We start from the raw sequence: 21,076 nt of genomic DNA, 5'->3' as shown, positions 1-21,076 counted from the left end.
TCGTTTAGTCCCCCTGTCCATATTTTCTAGGCTGAAGCCCTACATTCATTACCAGACCAATTCCCGCAAACAGCGTGACTAACGATGTTAATCCATAGCTTACAAAAGGAAGTGGAAGTCCGGTATTTGGCATCAAGCCTGTGACAACGCATATATTTACAAAACTTTGGAAACCAATCAATGCAGCAATTCCGCTGGCAATCAACCGGCCTGCCATGTCTTTTGCACGTCTTGCAACCAACAGACATTCTATGGTAATAAGAAACAGTAATACGATAATAATAACACTGCCGATAAAGCCCATCTCTTCACCTACTATAGAAAAAATAAAGTCTGTCTGTGGTTCTGATATAAAGTTACCGTTTTTAACAGAAACAATATTCGTATTATTAAGTCCCTTGCCCCAGAGTTGTCCGGAGCCCACTGCCATAATCGAGTTCTGCTGCTGATATGCAATGTTAGGATATTTATCGGGTTCCAGCCAGCCTAAAATACGAAGTGCCTGATTTCCTGTCAAAAGTTTCTGTCCCGGCTGTAATACCAGCGTTAAGACCACAACCAGTGACGGAACTGCCACTGCCAGCACACCCATTACTATTTTATAACTTAATCCGGCAATAAACAAGAGGGATGCAAAAATTAATGCTGTAACAATTGTGGTAGAAAGATCCGGCTCCTTAAAAATCAGAAGAAGCGGTACTGCTGCCAATACCAGCGTACAAAACAGCGTCCGGATATTATTCAGTTTATCTTTATTTTTGCTTAGATAATAGGCAAAAAACAAAACTAACAGGATTTTGCCTAATTCGGAAGGCTGAAAGCGGATTCCAAGCTTCAGCCAGCGGCGCGCGCCTTTTGTCTTTTCTCCAATGACAAAGATAGCTGCCAATAAAGCCACATTAACAAAATAGAATATCCAACTGAATTTCAATATAAAATTGTAATCAATCAGCGATATACCAACCATAACAATCAGACCTAAGATTAATCCTGCAATCTGCTTATTCTGTACGGAAGGCTTTGCACTGCCAACTACCATAATTCCAATGATGGTCAGTGCCACCACATAAAATACCAGTCGGAAACGGTAGTCTCTTAAGCGGTATTGTTTTAACATAAATCACTACTTCCAATCTGAAGTCTATTATTTTCCGGAATGCTTCAAATCCTTAATCGGAATATTTGCAAACAATGCCGGAACAGCTCCGTTATTACCATCTGATTCGGTCTGGGTAATCTGAATATCAAGCCCTTCCGCATCAATTTCCATATACTTTGATATTACCTGGATAATATCGTTTTTGATATTTTCCATTACATCCGGTGAGCAGTCAGCACGGTCTGAAATCAACAATAATTTCAGACGGTCTTTCGCTACATTACCGGAATTCTTTTTCTTAAAAAAATCCATGAATCCCATAATTATTATCCCCCTAGTTTTTCTTAAATAAACTTACGAATTTAGACCATACGCCATTTTTAGACTCTAAGTCAAGAAGCGGTACTTCTTCTCCCATGATACGTTTACAGATATTTAAATATGCCTGTCCTGCAAGGCTGTCAGAGCCTACTAACGGCTCACCCTGGTTGGTTGAGATTACAATCTGTTCGTCATCCGGAACTGCACCGATTAAATCGATAGCAAGAATCTCATGAACATCTTCAATGGACATCATATCGCCACGTTTTACCATATCCATACGCAGTCGATTTACGATTAACTCGATTTTCTTAATCTCATTTGCCTCTAAAAGACCAATGATACGGTCTGCATCACGGATTGCAGATACCTCCGGTGTGGTAACAACCAGTGCACGGTCTGCTCCTGCAATTGCATTTTTAAATCCCTGCTCGATTCCAGCCGGGCAGTCTAATAATATGTAATCAAATTCTTCTCTTAATTCTTCTACTAATTTCTGCATCTGCTCCGGTGTAACAGAGGTTTTATCTCTGGTCTGGGCAGACGGCAATAAGAAAAGGTTCGGATATTTCTTATCTTTGATTAATGCCTGTTTGATTCTGCAGTTGCCTTCTACAACATCTACCAGATTGTATACAATACGGTTCTCAAGACCCATAACTACATCAAGGTTACGTAATCCGATATCGGTATCAATCAATACTACTTTTTTATTTAACTGTGCAAGACCGGTTCCTACATTTGCAGTAGTTGTTGTCTTACCAACACCGCCTTTTCCTGATGTAATAACAATTACTTCGCTCATGATTTATTCTTCCTCCTAAATCTTATATATTCATTAATAATCCACTTGTAATCGGTTCGATTAGTATGGAATCATCCATAACAACAGCTACCTGCGGTTCTAAAGTCTTCCGCCGGTTCTTAATGGCACTCAGTGGTCCGCGGTCAGAGCTTCTTCCAATTACATTACCTATTTTAATCTGTACCGGGTCCATATCAAGGGCAGCTACAAAGGTATGCTCATCTCCTGCCGCTCCAGCATAGGCATTGCCACGAAGCGAGCCTAATACCACAATATTTCCTTTTGCAATAATTTTTGCACCTGGGTTCACATCGCCAAGTACAACAATGCTTGTCTTACATTCGATGACTTGTCCACTTCGCAGTGTTCCCTTATAGAATTCACCGGTTCTTCCAGACTGGCTTTCATCAAATTCCTGAATCTTTCGGGCACAGATTTCATCCCGCAGGGAATTATTATCTAAAATACATACCACATCAATGCTGGTATTTCGACTGATCAAATCAACGATTGCAAGTTCTTCTTCCTGACTTAATTCCCTGCCCTCAAAAGACAAGGCAATTCTGGCATTTTTAAAGAATTTGTCGGATTCTTTAAATTTATGAAGTATCTCGTCTAATAGCTCCTGAAATGGAATTCTATCATCTAAAATCAGATTGATTCCATGGGGATTACTCTTTAAAACAACTGGTTGCGACATATACTTCCCTCCTGACATTTAATCATTAAAGGCATTGGCAGCAGCTCCAACATCTTCTGCCTGACCATCTAACAAGGTAGATGTATCCTCCAAATGGAAATAATATTTATATACTGATGCAGCAAGTTCTGCAGTATTGGCTGATGTATATCCGTATGCAATACGGGTTGCAATGGAAATCTCAGGATCATTATATGGTGCATATCCTACATATAACGCATGGTTTGGTCTGGTTGGTACCTGCTGTGCGGTACCCGTTTTACCGGCAGAATCCACAGTAAGTCCATCAAACTGCTCATGGGTTTCTACCACCATCTTCATACCGGAATGAATGGCATCCCAGGTACTCTCTGAAATGTTGTCTATTGTGTTTTTAACGGTCGGTTCATAGGTTTCTAATACGTTACCATCGGAATCTGTAACCTGTTTTAACAGGGTATAATTATATACGGTTCCACTGTTTGCAACTGCGGTTACATAACGGGATAACTGTACCGTAGTAAAACTGTTGTTACTCTGTCCGATTGCAGAAGTAATCGGGAACTCTGTGGTCTGCTTCGGTTTACTTTCTGCAATTTCAATTCCGGTTTTAGAATCAAGACCATACATGGATGAGTATTTATTAATCATTTCCACACCATGGTCTTCATTATAAGTTCCATTTACCATACTTAAATCGTAACCAACTTTATAAAAGAAATAGTTACAGGAATCTCTTAATGCCTCTGAAACATTGATGGAACCGTGACTGCTTGGATAAATCCAACATTTTGGTCCATTTGCCACTTCTTCAAACTGTCCTTTATCCAAAATAGTTGTACCAGGTGAAATAATACCCTCAGTAAGTCCTGCTGATGCAGTAACCATCTTAAAGGTAGAACCAGGTGCTGTCGTCTGCTGTGTTGCATTATTATAGAACGGATTTGATAAATCCTGATACAGCAAATTATAATAATTACTGTCTACTGTATTTGCCAGACGGTTGGTATCATAGCCCGGATAAGTAACACAGGCCAACAGTTCGCCGGTCTTTACATCTGTAATGACACAGGAGCCGGAACAAGGATCCAGTGCAAGCTGTGCCGGTGTAATCTCAAGATTCTTCACCTTTTCTTTTATAAAATTAAAGGCACTGATGCTGCCGGACTGTAACCCGCTTACTGCCGTGTCATCATAGTTTAACACTTTTTGGTCAAAAAGTGCAAGACAAAGCTGCGTTCCATTAATCAGGTCATCGTGAATCATGTACTTATACATAATCTTTGAAAATCCCTTATCTGATGCCAGTTCTTCTACAATATAGCTGACCAGTGCATCATAGATTTCGGAAGAATCAGAATACTTCTCGTCTACGGAAAACTTCGTGATATCAATCCATTTCTGGCTGATAGCATAATTTAAATATTCATTTACACTGATTTTATTATCTGCATAATTTTTATAGGTTTCATCCGATTTGTCAATGGAATCTGTAAGCAAAATTTTATTATTGACCAGCATTTTCGGAATATAGGTCATATAATCCTGCATTTCCTCCGGCAACTCATCCACTGGAGTTGCTGCTGAACTGCTAAGGCTGCTTTCCACCTGGGATAATACCGTTTGCTGTTTACTTCCAAAGGCACTGAAAATCTGTTTTTCCACATCGGAAGCATCTTCAGCACTAAAGTGGTTTAAATCCAATACATTATTATTAATCAATGCAAAATACACATCATCAATTGGAATCAGAATATCGGACGCTGTTCCGGCTGCGGTATTATATTCTTTGATATTCACAATTTTAGAATATAAAATTCCGGCAATTTCCTGTTCCAAAAGATTATAAACCGCTTCCTGCAAATCTTTATCAATAGAAAGGTAAACATCATTTCCAGCCTGTGGCTCAATCCGCTCGGTTGTCTCCATTACTTTTCCAAGGCTGTCTACATAAACGGTTTCACTGCCCTTTTTACCCTGCAGTGTTTCGTCCATAACCTGCTCAATTCCGGATTTTCCAATGACATCATTTAAAGAATACTCATCATTATCAGCAGATAATTCATCATATTCTTCCTGGGAAATCTTTCCGGTATATCCGATAATATGGGAAAAATACTCGCTGTCTACATATTTTCGGATGGTATCTTCCGAGATATCCACACCCTGCAATGCATTCATATTTTCTGTAATATATGCTACGGTTTCATCACTAACATTTTGGGCAATGGTTGTGGAAATATATTTCTGATAGCTGTTTTCTGCAATGGCACAACGCAATACCACAATCCGGTATAAGTCTTCTCTGGCATAATCATCTTCCGATAAATCATAGCCATTTTTGTCACTGGATCTGCAAAGATAATCCATTACCTGCTTTGGGGTTGCTTCTGCTTCGTTATATTTCAGCTTCTTATTATAGACTAAATCATCTGCAGAAGAATGTCCATAAGTGTCAGCAAGGAAACGCTTTAATGTGGTTCCCTCTACCGTATAATAATAGTTCCCGTCATCATCCAGTCCGATTTCAAAATCATTTTCAATGACATCGCCGTTTTTATCCAGCTCTTTGATAATATTGTAAAGTTCTGTATTAAGAGCCTCATTCTTTTCTGAAGTCTTGTCATAAGAACCATTATCCTCAATGGTTACGCTGTTTGCCAGTTCGTTGTAGGCTAAAAGATTACCATTACGGTCATAAATATTGCCACGGGAACCATTTAAGATACGTGGTTTCTGGATTTTTAAACTGTAATTATCCTGATACTCTTCACCTTTGATAATCTGAAGGTAAAATAGTCTGCCTATCAGAGTCGATGACAAAAGAATCATGACAACGCAGAGTACAAATATTCTTGATTTTGCAACTTTATGAAGTATTTCTTTCAGTGTATCAAACAAATTTCGCTGCACTCCTTTTTTCAATACGCTCTAACCGCTGGTTAATTTTCAAAATAATGAAATATAAAACTACAGAAATCAAAAGCGTGTATACAAGTTCCGGTATGATAATGTGTAACATATAATATCCAATTGCAAACTGCTTGCGGAATAAAAACCGGAAAAAGTAGATAAACAGATTATAAGATAAATCACTTCCGGCAATCAAAAGCATTGGAAGCTTAATATCGTCCGGGTAAAACATCTTCTTAAAGCATCCGTTTAAGAAGCCTGCATACATATATAAAAGGGCATAAAATCCAATCATCTCCCCAAAAAAGATATCTATCAGCAGTCCACTGAAGAAACCGATAAATATCCCTTCTTTTCTTCCGCGCATAAATCCAAAAGATGCACAGACCACAATCAAAAGATTCGGGGAAATAGACGCAAAGGATAACGCCTTAAATAATGTGCTTTGCAATAAAAAGCATACAATAATAATTAATGTAACGGTGATTTTTCTTCTCATCAATCAGACCCCGTTTCCTTTTTGTCAAGTATAACCAAAACCTGCTGAAGATGTTCAAAGTCAACTGCCGGAGTAATGGTTCCTGATTTGGTCAGGTGGTTGGAATCTTCCGAAATACTGCTGACATATCCAACCAGAATGCCCTGCAGATATTTGTCACTGACATTGGAAGTTACAATCTGATCTCCTATCTGAACCTTGTTCTCACTGTCGTTTAATCCGGAGAACTCGATTACCTGGTCTTCATTCATACTCTGAAGATTACCATTTATGATACAGTTATCTGACGTATTTAATATCATACCGTATACCTTGGCAGAATCATCAATCACAGAACGCACCTTTGCATAATGTGGTCCCACATCAATAACAATTCCTACCAGTCCGTTTCCGGCAATAACATTCATATCTACTTCAATTCCATCTTTAGAGCCTTTGTCAATGGTGAAGATGGAAAACCAGTTGCCTGGATCCTTTCCGATAACATTTGCTCCGGTTTTCTTGTAATCCGAATACTGCTGGTCTAAAGCTAACAGTTCCCTTAAATTATCCAGTTCATACTGTTCTAATTTAATGGTGTTTAATTCGTTGGTCAGTTCTTCTACCTGTCCCTTCAACTGTTCGTTTTCTTCCATGACGTCATTCAGATTTTTTAAATTATCTGCCTTGTCAGAAAGCCATGTACCAGCATAATTGATTCCCTTCTGCATTGGTTCAAAAATTGCACCGGCAATCGAATTCAACGGTCCGCCACCAAGATTCAATGAAAAACTGACATACATTGCCAGAATACATAATGCGGTCATGGACAATAATATATACTTTGTTGGAATTTGATGTTTTGGTCTACGTCTCATTTTATGCCTCTATTTATATATTTTGGACTTCATACTGAATCCTAAATGTTTATATTTTTCATCTGAAACAATCTTATTCAATCCGCGAACTGCACATTCTTCCGGATTCTCGCAGGAATTTACCTTTATATTGGTAATCTCAGTAAATAATTTATCCAGATTATGTATTTTAGAACCGCCACCGGTAATATAAATACCGGAATGAATAATATCCTTTGCAAGTTCAGGCGGAGTCTTCTCCAAAATCATTTTAATAGAGTTACAGATAGAATTAAGATTATCCTTAATTGCAGCATAAATGACTTCTGCAGTAATCTCCATCTCAATCGGCAGACCACTGACTACGTCACGGCCAACTATAACCATACTCTTTTCCATGCCAGGTGTACCGGAACCAAGTTCTTCTTTTAAAGTCTTAGCAGTTTTGCGTCCGATCACAAGATTAAAGTTCTTTTTGATGTAACTGCTGATGGAGTCATCAATGCGGTTTCCACCAAAATGCAGTAAGTCACTTAATACAAGTCCACCCAGGGAAATTACTGAAATTTCTGTGGTATCTGCTCCGATATCTACAATCATGGCTCCGGTCGGCTCATTAACATCAAGTCCCAAACCAACAGCATCAGCCAATGGCTTCTCACATAAAAGGACAGACTTCGGTTTCATTTTGCTCTTATAAAAGATATCAAAGAAAGCTTTTTTCTCAACTTCCGTAATATCTGTTGGTACTGCAACGATAAATTCTGCACCACGGGTCTTGCCCTTTGCGTGTTTTTCTAAAAATTCCTGTATCATGGTCTGCATATTATTAAAATCTGCAATAACACCACAGATAATCGGAAAAGAAACCTGAATCTGCTCCGGTGCCTTCTCATACATTGCATACGCTGCATCACCATAAGCATACATCTGATTCTTATTTATGATGGCAATCGTATTTTTTTCATTTAGTATTTTCCCAGTTGCCTTGCAATATACCTTCATATTAGAGGTTCCAAGATCAATTCCATAAATGTTATTCGACATTTCTTTCTCCCTCCGGAAATCATAGCATTTCCTGTTCTTTAAAACTAAAATATTTTTTATCACCAATAATAATATGATCAGCAAGCTCAATTCCAAGAAGCCTGCCGCCTTCTACTATCTTTCTGGTAACTTCAATGTCCTGCCTGCTTGGTAGCGGATTTCCGCTGGGATGATTATGCACTAAAATCACATGTACTGCATGATATTCAAATGCTTTCAAGAAAATCTCCCTCGGGGAAATCAGTGAGGCATTTACTGTGCCAATTGAAAGAATGGAATCTGCAATCAGATGACACTTCGTATCAAACATGCAAAGCATCAGATGTTCTTTTTCTTCATGCCGAAGCTGCTCCATATAATAGTCTGCTACGGAAAAAGCATTCTGCATTACAACTGCCTGCTGGCGTCCGGTCTGTGCAATCCGTTTTGAAAGCTCTGCAATACACTTTAACTGGATTGCTTTTACTTTCCCGATACCCGGAACCTCCTGTAATTCCTTAAGACTCATCTGATAAAGCCCTAAAAGATTTCCGGTGCGTTTGCTCAATACTTGCTTTGCTACTTCTGTTGAAGAACTTCCATTTGTGCCACAGCGGATAATTACCGCTAAAAGCTCTGCATCCGATAGGGATGCCGCCCCGGATTTCAAGCACTTTTCATAGGGCTGTTCGGAGACTGGCAGATTTTTTGCCGTCATATTATAACCTCTTTCTACTCTCACCGGTAACCCATTTCTTCCAAAAAGGCATATACTTTATATTAACACATCATATCTTCATTAACAAGTTTCTGTTCATAAAGTTTTTGTAAAGACATCAGGATTCCAAGTTTTGCATGATACCAGGTCAGTCCACCCTGAAAATATACGGCATACGGCTCTCTTAACGGACCATCGGCACTTAATTCAATGGAGGAACCCTGTACAAATGCCCCGGCAGCCATAATGACATCACTGTCATAGCCCGGCATTGCCCATGGCTCCGGTGTTACATAGCTGTCCACCGGCGCTGCAGCCTGAATTCCTTTGCAGAATGCAATCAGACCTTCCGGGCTGTTTAAGGTAACTGCCTGAATAATATCGTGACGGCTCTCTGTACCATTCGGTACAACGGCAAAGCCCAGTCTTTCGTAGATATTTGCAGCAAAAATTGCACCCTTTAATGCACCTGCTGTAACTACCGGTGCCTGAAACAGTCCCTGATAGAAAGAAGAAATTACATTTAAGGAAGCACCCACTTCTTTGCCGAGTCCCGGAGAAGTCAGGCGGTATGCTGCATTTTCCACACATTCTTTTTTGCCGACAATATAGCCGCCGATTGGTGCCAGTCCGCCCCCTGGATTCTTAATCAAGGAACCTACAATCATGTCTGCTCCTACATCCAGTGGCTCTCTTTCTTCTACAAATTCACCGTAGCAGTTATCTACCATACAGATAACGTCCGGTTTTATGGATTTGATAAAGGAAATCAGTTCTCCAATCCGCTCTACGGATAAGGTAGGTCTTGTCTGGTATCCCTTGGAACGCTGAATGGTCACAAGATGTGTTTTCTCATTGATTGCTTTTTTGATATTCTCATAATCAAAGCTGCCATCGGAAAGTAAATCTACCTGGCGGTAAGTAATGCCATATTCTGCCAGTGAGCCTTTGGATGGTCGGATACCGATAACTTCCTCTAAGGTATCGTACGGTTTTCCTACCGGTGATAATAATTCGTCCCCCGGTCTTAAATTTGACATCAATGCCAGTGCCAGTGCATGGGTTCCACAGGTAATCTGCGGACGAACCAGAGCATCTTCTCCATGGAAACAGCTTGCGTATACTTTTTCCAGTGTATCTCTTCCCAGATCGTTATATCCATATCCATTGGACATGGCAAAGCATTCTGCGGAAACTCTGTTTTTCTGCATGGCATCAATTACTTTCATCTGATTATATTCTGCTGTTGCATCAATTGCTGCAAAACGTTCTTTTAATTCATCCTCTATCTTTTTTCCAAAACGGTATACTTCTTTGCTGATACCCATTTCTTCATATTTCTTTTCAATCATTTCTTCTCTCATCATTTTCCTCGTCTTTCCGGCTGTAATTTCTTTCTAAATTACAGCAAGTCTATCATATAATGTTCTCTTTCTTTTTGTATGAATAAAAACTTAAGAAATAATAGCTTTTTCCTTAAGTATCTTTATCATGTATGCAAGAATTGCCTCATTTTTATAATCAAACTCATTTTTGTTAAGCCAGATAACATCCCGTTCCCGTTTAAACCATGTAATCTGCCGTTTTGCGAAATGTCTTGTTTCCCGCTTGATAATATAAACTGCTTCTTCCAAAGAATAACCGCCATCAAGATAGGATAACATTTCTTTATAGCCAATTCCCTGCATTGCCACCATATCTTTGGTGCAGCCCATTTCCTTTAAGCGGCGGACTTCTGCTTCCAGTCCATCTTCTATCATTTTATCTACTCTGGCATCGATTCTTTTGTATAAGTGGCTGCGCTCATCATTTAATACAAAATAGGCAAAATTATAAGGTGAAGTCCGCATCTGCTCTTTTGCATTATGCTCAGAAATCTTTCTACCGGTCTCCTGATAGAATTCCAACGCACGGATGACGCGTTTTTTGTTATTCGGATGGATGGCTTCGGCAGATTCCGGGTCCACTTCCTTTAACCGGTCATGAAGATACTGATTGCCATGTTCTTCTGCCAGCGCTTCCAACTCTTTCCGGTATGCACTGTCACTTTCCTGTTCCGTAAAATCAATATCATTTAACAGCGCCTGGATATAAAATCCGGTGCCGCCGGCAATAATCGGAATCTTTCCGTGGGCATATATTTCATTTAAATATTTTTTGGCATATTCCTGAAATTTTACCACATGAAATTCATCGAAAGGCTCTAATTCATCCACCAGATAATGACGTACACCATCCATTTCTTCCGGTGTGATTTTTGCGGAACCTACATCCATATGTTTATACACCTGCATGGAATCGGCGGAGATAATCTCTCCGCCAATGACCTTTGCAAGCTGAATGGATAATTCTGTTTTTCCTACCGCAGTAGGACCTGTCAGTACTACAATTGGTTTCTTCATCATCTTTTCCTACACAATCCGCTTGAATTTTTTCTCAATTTCATATTTTGACATGGCAATAATCGTTGGTCTTCCATGTGGACAATTATATGGATTATCAAGCTTCATCAAATCTTTCATAAGCTGTTCCATTTCCGGCAGGCTCAGTCTCTGGCTTCCCTTTACTGCAGCTTTGCAGGACATGGATGCGATTTTATCTAAAATAACATCCGTCGTTGCCCGCTCGGATATGCCATCGGTAAGCTCGTCTAACATTTCAATCAATACATCCCTGGTATTCAGCCGGTAAAGATTACCCGGAACTCCGCAGATACTGTATTCTGCGCCACCAAAGTGCTCAATTTCGAAACCTAGCTTCGTAAACTGTTCTTTGAATCGCTCCAGTACATCTGCCTCACGCATGGATAATGTTATGACAATCGGCGGGCTGATAGCCTGAGAAGTAAACTCTTTCTTCTCAAACTGCTTTTTTAATTTTTCATACATGACTTTTTCATGGGCAGCATGCTGGTCTACAATGAAAAGTCTGTCATTATATTCTACCAGCCAGTAGGTATCAAAAAGCTGTCCGATAATCTTCTGCTTTGCCATCTCCTCTTCTTTTAAGAAAGAACCCTGTTCATAGCTTCCTTCCGGCTTTGCTCCGTAGGTTTCTTCCTCCCGGAGGACATAGGCTTCTTTTGCCAGTTCTTTTTCCGTTTCTTTTTTCGATTGTTCCGGAATCGGCTCTTTCTGAATCCGTTCTTCCATCATATCTTCCGGTGGCATTGATTTTATCGTATCAAGAAGCTTTTCCTGTGCCGCAGAGCTGACTGACCCGGTTCCCATTGGTCTGCTGACAGGATATTTTATTTCGTAAGGACTGTCTTTTCGTACTGCCTTCCGGATTTCTTCCAAACGTTTCTGCTCAAATGGCTCCGGCATTACCTTCTCTATCTTAGGAACTTCCATTTCGTTTTTCTTTAGTGTATCCACCGGAACTTCCGGTATAATATCACGGTGCACTAGCGATGCCGATAAAATACTCTGCACTTCCCTGTACAGTTCCTGCTGGTTGGAAAAACGAAGTTCCATCTTGGTGGGATGCACATTTACATCCAAAAGACTGCTGTCAATCTCAAAATAAAGTACCGTAAAGGGATACTGATGCTGCATCAGAAACGGTTTAAAGGCATCCTCTATAGCTTTGGATAAAATCTGGCTCCGGATAAATCTGCCATTGACAAAATATAATTCGTAGCCCCGGTTTCCTCTGGAAATCATCGGCTTTCCAATAAATCCACTGACTTTAAAAAGCTCGCTTTCATGTGCAATCGGAAGCAGCGCTTTTGTAATATCCCTTCCGTATAAATGGTAGATAATATCCTTGATATTTCCATTTCCGGATGACTGCAGTTTTACCTGATTATTCATGATAAATTTGAAAGCTACGTCTGGATGGGATAAAATCATCCGCTGCATCAGTTCATGAATATAGGTGCCTTCTGTCTGGGCGGATTTTAAGAATTTCTTTCTTGCCGGTGTATTATAAAAAAGATTCCGTACAATAAAAGTGGTTCCATCCGGCGCACCGATTTCTTCTAAAGAGACTTCCTTTGAGCCTTCAATGAGATAACGGGATCCGGTAAAATCACCGTTCGTCTTTGTAATGAGTTCCACCTGACTTACTGCTGCGATACTTGATAATGCTTCACCTCGGAACCCTAAGGATGTAACGGTAAACAAATCTTCTACGGATTTAATCTTACTGGTGGAATGACGCAAAAATGCCAAAGGAATCTGTTCCCTTTCGATTCCGCAACCATTGTCCGAAATACGGATAAAGGATATTCCACCTTCTTTGATTTCAACCGTTACTGCACTGGAACCTGCATCTATCGCATTTTCCACTAACTCCTTTACCACCGAGCTTGGTCGTTCGATGACTTCTCCTGCCGCAATTTTATCAATTGTTTCCTGACTTAACAGTGCAATCTGTGGCATAACGCCATCCACCTCCTTTACCATCTGTTTTTTACTTTATTCTGTAATTCGTATAACTTATTCATTGCTTCGATTGGTGTCATCTGACCCAAATCCAGTTCTTTTAATTCGTTTAATATCGTATCGTTGTCCATGGTATCAAGCAGTGAAATCTGTTCTAAATCCACCTCGTCTAACTTCGGTTTGCTGCGTTTACTGCTTCCCTCCGCACTGATATTCTGAACGATTTCCGTAATATCATTATTACTTAATTCTTCTACAATTTCTTTGGCACGCTCAATGACATTATCCGGCACTCCCGCAAGCTTTGCTACCTGGATACCGTAACTCTTATCAGCTCCGCCTTTTACAATCTTGCGCAGGAAAACGATATCATCACCCTTTTCTTTTACTGCAATGCAGTAGTTATTTACGCTGTTTAATTTGCCTTCCAGCTCCGTCAGTTCATGATAATGGGTTGCAAATAATGTCTTTGCGCCAAGAAGCCTTGGATTACTGATATGCTCTACCACTGCCCAGGCAATACTCAATCCATCAAAGGTACTGGTTCCACGTCCGATTTCATCTAAAATCAAAAGACTGTTGGAAGTGGCATTCCGTAATATGTTTGCCACTTCTGACATTTCAACCATAAAGGTACTCTGTCCGCTGGCGAGGTCATCAGAAGCCCCTACTCTGGTAAAAATACGGTCTACAATTCCAATTTTGGCTGATTTTGCCGGAACAAAGCTTCCGATTTGAGCCATCAGTACAATCAACGCACTCTGTCGCATATAGGTGGACTTTCCTGCCATATTCGGACCGGTAATAATGGACACACGGTTGCTGCCATTATCAAGATAAGTATCATTTGCAACAAACATTTCATTCTGAATCATCCGTTCTACTACCGGATGTCTGCCGTCTTTGATGTCGATAAGACCTTTTTCGTTTAATTTCGGACGGCAGTAATTATTCTGTTCCGCTACCGTTGCAAGAGATGCAAATACATCAATCTGCGCCACTGCTTTGGCGGTCTTCTGGATACGGACCACTTCATCCGCCACCTTCTGGCGGACTTCCCGGAACAGTTCATATTCTAAGACAATCAGCTTGTCTTCCGCACCTAGGATAACATCCTCTAATTCTTTTAATTCCGGTGTAATAAAACGCTCAGCATTTGCCAGAGTCTGCTTTCTGGTGAAATAGTCCGGCACCAGGTCTTTAAAGGAATTGGTTACTTCAAGATAATAGCCAAATACTTTGTTATATTTGATTTTCAGATTCTTGATTCCGGTTTTCTCACGCTCTTTTGCCTCCAAATCAGCAAGCCAGCTCTTTCCATCTGTCTTTGCTTTCCGCAGGCGGTCCACCTCTTCGTTATAGCCCTCTTTTAAGATGCCGCCGTCATGAAGGGTAAGTGGCGGTTCTTCCGTAATGGAGCGTTCGATTAATTCGTATAATTCATCCAACGTATCCAGCTGCTCATATAAACGTTTTAAAAGTGGTGACTGAAAGTCACTCATCAGTGTCTTAATCGGTGGCAGCATATGTATGGAATTGCGAAATGCAATCAAATCCCTTGGATTTGCGGTCTGATAAGTAACACGGGTAATCAACCGTTCCAGATCATAGACCGGATTTAAATATTCCCGGATTTCTTCTCTTGTGATGGCATTGGTATTAAATTCGTCAATGGCATCATAACGTTCTTCTATTTCCGTACGCTCAATTAATGGCTGTTCCACAAAGCTTCTTAAGGTTCTTGCTCCCATGGCTGTCCTGGTCTTATCCAATACCCAAAGGAGAGAACCACGCTTTTGTTTTTCCCGGAGGGTTTCAACCAGTTCTAAGTTTCGTCTGGTAGAACTGTCAATAATCATGAATTTTCCGGTGGTATACGGATGAATTGCCACCAGATTGGAAAGGGTTGTTTTCTGTGTCTCGTAAAGGTATTTTAATAATGCACCGGCTGCAACGACACCGCTGTCATAATCTGCAAGACCAAGTCCTTCTAAATCCCTGACTTTAAAATGATCCTTTAAAGTCATCTGTGCTGTCTCATCAGAAAAATACCATGCATCCAGAGAATAAATTACGATTCCCATACGGTTTTTCATATCATCGATATCAATTCCGCTGATATAAAATGCTTCATTACAGATGATTTCTGTCGGCTGGTATTTATTGACTTCGTCCAATAATTTCCGTTCCGAATCCACTTCTGTCACATAGTAATCTCCGGTGGTAATATCTGCAGAAGAAATACCATAATGGTCACCGATATATGCGATACACATGATATAATTATTTTTCGTTTCATCCAGTGCCTGTGCATTTAAGGTAGTTCCCGGCGTTACAACTCTTGTTACTTCACGCTTTACCATTCCCTTGGCAAGCTTCGGGTCTTCCACCTGCTCACAGATAGCAACCTTATAACCCTTTTTCACCAGTCTGGTCAGATAAGTTTCTGCTGCATGATATGGGATTCCGCACATGGGTGCCCGTTCCTCTGCACCACAGCTCTTTCCGGTTAAGGTAAGCTCTAATTCTTTTGATACAACCTTTGCATCATCAAAAAACATTTCATAAAAGTCACCCAGACGGTAAAACAAAATACAGTCCTTGTATTCTTCATGCGTTTTTAAATAATGCTGCATCATTGGTGTATATTCCGTCAATGTTCTGTATCTCCTTTTCTGTTTCAAAACACCTGTTGTTTTAATCTATTTTAAGTCTTGCATATTTTCCTGCAATTGCTTCCGCTACTTTCAATCCGTCCATGGCTGCTGACATAATACCGCCGGCATAACCGGCACCTTCTCCGCAAGGGTAAATGCCTGCAATATTACTTTCAAAGGATTCATCTCTTGTAATCCGCACCGGAGAGGAAGTTCGGCTCTCCACACCGGATAAAATGGCATCCTCCCTGTTATAGTCCGGAATGTATTTCGGAAAGAGCTCCATTCCTGCCTGAAAAGATACTGCTAATTCTTTTGGAAAAATTTCCCTGAGATTTGCAAATGTATGTGCACCCTTTGTGGTACTTTCAAAAGCCCCATATCCTGTGGATATGCGATTCTCTTTAAAATCTCCGTAAAGCTGCTGCGGAATTGCTCCGTTTCCAATGCGATAGGCATTTTTTTCCAATTTCCGCTGAAACTCAATTCCAGCTAACGGTCCATCCCCTTCAAAATCATCCGGTCGAACCGATATGATAATGGCACTGTTGGCATTCTGCCCGGCTCTTGCATGATAGCTCATGCCATTGACTGCCAGCATACCTTCCTCCGAAGAAGCATTTACTACATAACCACCCGGACACATACAGAAAGAATATACCCCGCGGCGATTCTCAAGATTTGCGGTCAGCTTATAGGATGCAGCAGGCAGCAGGGCATTTTTATGTCCGTTATACTGGCATGCATCAATCATCGCCTGCGGATGCTCTACACGAAATCCCACCGCAAATGCTTTGGTTTCCATCATAAGTCCCGCTTCCTGTAACATTGGGAAAGTATCTCTGGCGGAATGTCCGATTGCCAGCACCAGAACGTCTGTTGCTACTTCCTTTTCTCTGTTAATCCGGATGGCTTCTACTTTATCTTTCTTCCCATTCAGCGTAATGTCTGTAAGCTGGCTGAAAAAGCAGTAAGTTCCACCCATTCTTTCAATTTCCAGCCGGATGTTTTTTACGACTGTTTTTAAAATATCAGTTCCGATATGAGGCTTATTTATATATAAAATTTCTTCCGGAGCGCCCATTTTCACAAAGATTTCTAACACTTCCCGGTTTCTTCCTGCCACATCTTTTACCAGCGTATTTAATTTCCCATCGGAAAAAGTACCTGCTCCGCCTTCGCCAAACTGTACATTCGTCTTTGGATTTAAGATGCCGTCTTTCCAGAATCGTTCTACTTCAGCAGTCCTCTCTTCCACACTGCTTCCACGCTCCAAAATAATTGGACAATAGCCATGCTTTGCCAGTTCATAGGCACAGAACATTCCTGCCGGACCGCTTCCTACAATAACCGGTCTGTGGGACAGCTGTTTCTCTCCGGCATCCGGGAAATGATAATGTATATCCTTTGCTTTACTGATATTGGAATTTTTATTCTTATGTAAAATCATACCTTCCTGCTTCAATTCCACATCCACTGTGTATACAAAGGAAAGTTCATTTTTTCTTCTTGCATCAATGGATTGCTTTCGAATCTGATAACGGATCAGATCCTTTTCATTTTTTAGATGAAGTGTTTTGATAATCTGTCTTCTTAACATCTCTTCCGAATGTTCAATCGGAAGCTTTAACTGATTTACTCGTATCATGATAACTCCCTTGCCACATGTATCCCGGCTACTGCGCCGCTGCTCCATGCCCATTGCAAATTATAACCACCGCAGATTCCGTCAATATCCACCATTTCTCCGGCAAAATAAAGTCCCGGACAAAGCTTTGACTCCATGGTTTCTGCATCTATTTCATCAGTGTCTACGCCACCGGCAGTCACCTGTGCCGTATCAAAGGTATTCCAGTCAGTAATATCCACCCGGAGTCCCTGCACCGTATCTATAAAGCTCTCTAATTCTTCTGTCTGCAGCCGGTTCGCATATTTTGCAGCTTTTATATGTGACTCTTCTAATAATACCGGAATTAATTTTTCCGGGAAAAAGCCAATTAAGGCTTCCCCGATGTGTTTTTCATCTGCTTTCTTAAATCTTTCCTTGAAATAGGTTAAGCACTGTTCTTTCTCCCAGAATGGCACAAAATTAAGTGTCGCATAGACTTTTTTCTGTTCTGATAACGCTCTTGTGGCAACTCTTGAAAGCTGAAATACCGGAATGCCGGATATTCCATAATTCGTAAGCTGTAATTCACCCCGTTCGCTGCATACATGCGTGCTTTCTATGTATAAATCGACCTTTACATCTGCACGAATTCCTGCAATATCAGCAAAAAATGACTGTTTTCCCTTCAATCCGATAAGCCCCGGTACTAAATCTATGATATGATGTCCCAGACTTTCAAGATATAGGAAACCGCTTCCGTCACTGCCACTTTTCTTTAAGGTCTTACCACCGGTTGCCATTATGCATTTTGTTGCATAAAAATCACCGCCCTTGGTATGAAAAGTGAAGCCCTTTGTGGTCTTTTCTATGCCTCTTATGCCACAGCCACAGACCACTCCAACGTTCTGTTTCTTTAATTCCATCAGCAACACATCCCTGATTGCAGTTGCCTGCTCGCTCTGAGGATAATATCCGCCATTACGCTCCTTTGGATATATGCCAAGTTCTTTAAAGAACTGCAGTGTCTCTTCCAGTCCAAACTGCTCAAATACAGGTGCAACAAAAGCAGGGTTCTGTCCGTAATATTTGTCCACACCCTGCACTTTATTTGTATAATTACATTTACCGTTTCCGGTTGCTAAAATCTTCTTACCAGGTACTTCGTTGTGCTCTAAAATAAGAACTTTTGCACCGTTTCGTGCCGCCATAATGGCTGCCACCAATCCGGCAGCACCTCCACCGACTACAACGACACCTATGCGTTCTGTATGCTTACTCATGCCAGTTATTTACTCTTCTCTCTATTTCTTTTGGACTGCTATGCAATCAGACCTATTCAGCCTTTTAGATTGTATCATAACAGTCTGAAACAATCAACTTTTTAACTGGAATAGCTTTCTAAGAAACGGTATAAATCTTCCAGTGTATCAAAGGTTTTTCCATTGCTGATTTCTTTTTTCAATTCTTCCGGCAGTCCCTGATACGCAATTCCAGTATACATGTATAAGGCATCCTCTTCGCCGAAATAGACATTCAGGTACCCGTCCTCTTCCCGGATAACAAATGCTTTTTTATTCTGAATGTTTGCACTTTCCACGCTATCCTCGAATTGCTCCGTCTCAGCTTCCTGAATCTTTATTATTTTTTCCTGTTCTTTTTCATTCAGTTTCAGATAATACTGTCTTCCACCAATCCATGCAGAGATAGATAATACCAGTGCTCCAAGGAAAAAAGTGCGCATACGTTTTGTGTTTTTCATATTCATCACCACAAACAGTATGCGCAGGTTTTTTCTTTTTATACAATTTTTTCAAGAATTCTATGTTTTGCCCTTTTATTGCATTTTATAATAAATGTAATTTCTTGGCAATGCGGACGAGAAGGTAGCCCTTCGGGAATTTCTTTAATTCTTCCTCACTTAAGCCTTTTAATAATAAAAGCATTGCACCATATACAACAGCTCCGATTACAATCGCAAGTATAGCTGCAATGGCATTTACCTTAATAACAGCAAAAATACCTTTGTAAACACCAAAGACTACGACACCCATAATGGCAGAAGCTGCCACAGGGATTAAGAAAGTTTTCACAACTTCCTGACGATAACCACTGTATTTCCGTAAAGACATTGCGTTAAAGAGGCACATAAAGAATGCAAATAAAGCATTCGAATATACCACTGCATAAATGCCAAGATGTAAACCAAACATCATCACTAATAGTGCAATCAGATGCAGTCCCAATGCGATAGCCGCATTTTTAACAGGCTCTCTCATCCGGTTAATTCCTTGTAACAATCCATTAGATAATGTGGAAAGAGAATAGAACAAAATTGCAACAGCTCCCGTTGTAAGCATGGTTGCTGCAGTAGTTCCGGTGCTGCCATAAAGATGCAGCAGCTTTAATATCGGTCCTGACAGCACTGCAATTCCAATGGTACAAGGGAATGCAATTACCATAATAAAGCGGATTGCAATATTAATCTGGCTTCGTACGGACTCTCTGTCCCTTCTTGCATACGCACCGGTAAGATTTGGTACACAGGAAGCCGCCATCGCAGAAGCAATGGAAATCGGAATATTGATAATGGTCTTATATTTTCCGGAAAAGATTCCCCACCAGACATCAATATCATCTGGCTTATAGCCCTGTAATTCCGCTACGTTCTTATAGATACCCTGATCTAAAATTGCACTGATATTATAAATTGTTGTACTTAAAAGTACCGGAACAATGGTCATAATCAGTACACGAAAGACATTCTGATAGGATTCTGTTTTGCTGCTGGTATCCCGGCGCATCTGTCGTTTAAAAATACGTTTGTATGCCAGAAACAACATTCCAAGGAATAAAAGTGCAAACACCGCTCCCATATTGGTACCCAGTGTTCCGCCTGCAGCACCGTAAGCAGAACCATACTTTTCCTTATTTCCAAGCACTGCTCCGATTCTTGCCCCATATCCATAGAGGATATAGGCAGCTGCAATACTGACAATCGCATTGACAATCTGTTCGATAATCTGTGAAATGGCACTCGGCATCATGGTACCAAGTCCCTGGAAAAATCCACGTAAGACTCCTAATACAGCAACTACCAGTATCGTCGGTGCCAGAACCTTCAATGCAAAAATACTAAGGGGCGTATTCAGCATGTTTGTGAAGAATGACGCACCAAAGAAAAGAATCAAACTTGCAGTAAGTCCGGTACCAGTTGCTAAAAGCAGGGCACCTTTTACAATTCGATATGCATTTTTTCTTTGCCCCTTCGAGACACGGGCAGATACCAGCTTGGATACCGCCAATGGCAGGCTGTATGCAGAAATAATCAGCAGGATATTATAAATTTCAAAGGCTGCACTGTAATAACTGTTACCGGTATCTCCAATGATATTGGTCATCGGGATACGATAGAGTAGACCGATTATCCTGCTGACTATAGAGGCAATTGCAAGAATGGAACCCTGTACTAAAAAGTTGGAGTCACTCTTTTTTCCTGAACTCATAAATTTACCTCAAGTAATTTTCG

General features: G+C 40.5%; 17 protein-coding genes. All 17 read right to left on the bottom strand.

Annotated elements, in window-relative coordinates; all coding sequences use genetic code 11:
* Positions 1–4 precede the first annotated feature (4 nt).
* Entirely contained in the window at positions 5–1,117 is a 1,113-nt protein-coding gene (locus tag DWW33_RS01180; protein WP_117698373.1) for an FtsW/RodA/SpoVE family cell cycle protein, read from the bottom strand.
* A 27-nt stretch (positions 1,118–1,144) separates the two neighbouring features.
* A complete protein-coding gene (minE, locus tag DWW33_RS01175; RefSeq protein ID WP_117698374.1) occupies positions 1,145–1,420 on the bottom strand; it encodes a cell division topological specificity factor MinE in 276 nt (91 codons plus the stop codon).
* A gap of 13 nt (positions 1,421–1,433) precedes the next feature.
* Positions 1,434–2,225: a septum site-determining protein MinD gene (minD, locus tag DWW33_RS01170; protein WP_022243811.1), complete on the bottom strand. Its 792-nt coding sequence runs from the start codon at positions 2,223–2,225 to the stop codon at positions 1,434–1,436.
* 22 nt (positions 2,226–2,247) lie between these two features.
* Entirely contained in the window at positions 2,248–2,925 is a 678-nt protein-coding gene (gene minC, locus DWW33_RS01165; protein ID WP_022243810.1) for a septum site-determining protein MinC, read from the bottom strand.
* An 18-nt stretch (positions 2,926–2,943) separates the two neighbouring features.
* Positions 2,944–5,805 carry a penicillin-binding transpeptidase domain-containing protein gene (locus DWW33_RS01160; protein ID WP_118638697.1) on the bottom strand — a complete coding sequence of 954 codons (2,862 nt, stop codon included), beginning with the start codon at positions 5,803–5,805 and terminating at the stop codon, positions 2,944–2,946.
* Positions 5,798–6,316 carry a rod shape-determining protein MreD gene (mreD, locus tag DWW33_RS01155; RefSeq protein ID WP_022243808.1) on the bottom strand — a complete coding sequence of 173 codons (519 nt, stop codon included), beginning with the start codon at positions 6,314–6,316 and terminating at the stop codon, positions 5,798–5,800. The genes DWW33_RS01160 and mreD overlap by 8 nt, the downstream gene beginning before the upstream one ends.
* Positions 6,316–7,173, bottom strand: coding sequence for a rod shape-determining protein MreC (gene mreC / locus DWW33_RS01150; protein WP_117698377.1), 858 nt, complete (start codon positions 7,171–7,173; stop codon positions 6,316–6,318). Before mreC ends, mreD begins: the two co-directional genes overlap by 1 nt.
* A 9-nt stretch (positions 7,174–7,182) precedes the next feature.
* Positions 7,183–8,199: a rod shape-determining protein gene (locus tag DWW33_RS01145; RefSeq protein ID WP_022243806.1), complete on the bottom strand. Its 1,017-nt coding sequence runs from the start codon at positions 8,197–8,199 to the stop codon at positions 7,183–7,185.
* Positions 8,200–8,218: 19 nt separating this feature from the next.
* The gene (radC, locus tag DWW33_RS01140; protein ID WP_118057451.1) at positions 8,219–8,896 is read right to left on the bottom strand and encodes a RadC family protein; all 678 of its coding nucleotides are present in this window, start codon (positions 8,894–8,896) and stop codon (positions 8,219–8,221) included.
* A gap of 62 nt (positions 8,897–8,958) precedes the next feature.
* Positions 8,959–10,260, bottom strand: coding sequence for a methionine gamma-lyase family protein (locus tag DWW33_RS01135; RefSeq protein WP_117841050.1), 1,302 nt, complete (start codon positions 10,258–10,260; stop codon positions 8,959–8,961).
* Positions 10,261–10,350: 90 nt separating this feature from the next.
* Complete coding sequence (gene miaA, locus DWW33_RS01130; RefSeq protein WP_118638696.1) at positions 10,351–11,301, bottom strand: tRNA (adenosine(37)-N6)-dimethylallyltransferase MiaA; 951 nt, start codon at positions 11,299–11,301, stop codon at positions 10,351–10,353.
* 6 nt (positions 11,302–11,307) lie between these two features.
* Positions 11,308–13,281 carry a DNA mismatch repair endonuclease MutL gene (mutL, locus tag DWW33_RS01125; protein ID WP_118638695.1) on the bottom strand — a complete coding sequence of 658 codons (1,974 nt, stop codon included), beginning with the start codon at positions 13,279–13,281 and terminating at the stop codon, positions 11,308–11,310.
* A 17-nt stretch (positions 13,282–13,298) separates the two neighbouring features.
* Positions 13,299–15,923 (bottom strand): DNA mismatch repair protein MutS, encoded by a 2,625-nt coding sequence (gene mutS, locus DWW33_RS01120; protein ID WP_118638801.1) that lies wholly within the window; start codon positions 15,921–15,923, stop codon positions 13,299–13,301.
* A 58-nt stretch (positions 15,924–15,981) separates the two neighbouring features.
* Positions 15,982–17,589, bottom strand: coding sequence for an NAD(P)/FAD-dependent oxidoreductase (locus DWW33_RS01115; protein WP_118638694.1), 1,608 nt, complete (start codon positions 17,587–17,589; stop codon positions 15,982–15,984).
* Positions 17,586–18,830 carry an NAD(P)/FAD-dependent oxidoreductase gene (locus DWW33_RS01110; RefSeq protein ID WP_118638693.1) on the bottom strand — a complete coding sequence of 415 codons (1,245 nt, stop codon included), beginning with the start codon at positions 18,828–18,830 and terminating at the stop codon, positions 17,586–17,588. Before DWW33_RS01110 ends, DWW33_RS01115 begins: the two co-directional genes overlap by 4 nt.
* A gap of 101 nt (positions 18,831–18,931) precedes the next feature.
* Positions 18,932–19,309, bottom strand: coding sequence for a hypothetical protein (locus DWW33_RS01105; protein WP_117698382.1), 378 nt, complete (start codon positions 19,307–19,309; stop codon positions 18,932–18,934).
* Between the two features lie 85 nt (positions 19,310–19,394).
* A complete protein-coding gene (locus tag DWW33_RS01100; RefSeq protein WP_118638692.1) occupies positions 19,395–21,053 on the bottom strand; it encodes a putative polysaccharide biosynthesis protein in 1,659 nt (552 codons plus the stop codon).
* Positions 21,054–21,076: the final 23 nt, after the last annotated feature.

Source organism: Roseburia sp. AF15-21, from assembly GCF_003479505.1.
GTDB lineage: Bacteria > Bacillota > Clostridia > Lachnospirales > Lachnospiraceae > Roseburia_C > Roseburia_C amylophila.
This window is presented reverse-complemented; position numbering and strand designations above follow the sequence as displayed.

Coding starts and splice junctions, on each gene's coding strand:
- minC (WP_022243810.1), bottom strand. CDS start 2,925: ATGTCGCAACCAGTTGTTTTAAAGAGTAATCCCCATGGAATCAATCTG.
- DWW33_RS01135 (WP_117841050.1), bottom strand. CDS start 10,260: ATGAGAGAAGAAATGATTGAAAAGAAATATGAAGAAATGGGTATCAGC.
- DWW33_RS01180 (WP_117698373.1), bottom strand. CDS start 1,117: ATGTTAAAACAATACCGCTTAAGAGACTACCGTTTCCGACTGGTATTT.
- DWW33_RS01105 (WP_117698382.1), bottom strand. CDS start 19,309: ATGAAAAACACAAAACGTATGCGCACTTTTTTCCTTGGAGCACTGGTA.
- DWW33_RS01100 (WP_118638692.1), bottom strand. CDS start 21,053: ATGAGTTCAGGAAAAAAGAGTGACTCCAACTTTTTAGTACAGGGTTCC.
- miaA (WP_118638696.1), bottom strand. CDS start 11,301: ATGATGAAGAAACCAATTGTAGTACTGACAGGTCCTACTGCGGTAGGA.
- minE (WP_117698374.1), bottom strand. CDS start 1,420: ATGGGATTCATGGATTTTTTTAAGAAAAAGAATTCCGGTAATGTAGCG.
- DWW33_RS01145 (WP_022243806.1), bottom strand. CDS start 8,199: ATGTCGAATAACATTTATGGAATTGATCTTGGAACCTCTAATATGAAG.
- mutL (WP_118638695.1), bottom strand. CDS start 13,281: ATGCCACAGATTGCACTGTTAAGTCAGGAAACAATTGATAAAATTGCG.
- minD (WP_022243811.1), bottom strand. CDS start 2,225: ATGAGCGAAGTAATTGTTATTACATCAGGAAAAGGCGGTGTTGGTAAG.
- mutS (WP_118638801.1), bottom strand. CDS start 15,923: ATGATGCAGCATTATTTAAAAACGCATGAAGAATACAAGGACTGTATT.
- radC (WP_118057451.1), bottom strand. CDS start 8,896: ATGACGGCAAAAAATCTGCCAGTCTCCGAACAGCCCTATGAAAAGTGC.
- DWW33_RS01110 (WP_118638693.1), bottom strand. CDS start 18,830: ATGAGTAAGCATACAGAACGCATAGGTGTCGTTGTAGTCGGTGGAGGT.
- mreD (WP_022243808.1), bottom strand. CDS start 6,316: ATGAGAAGAAAAATCACCGTTACATTAATTATTATTGTATGCTTTTTA.
- mreC (WP_117698377.1), bottom strand. CDS start 7,173: ATGAGACGTAGACCAAAACATCAAATTCCAACAAAGTATATATTATTG.
- DWW33_RS01115 (WP_118638694.1), bottom strand. CDS start 17,589: ATGATACGAGTAAATCAGTTAAAGCTTCCGATTGAACATTCGGAAGAG.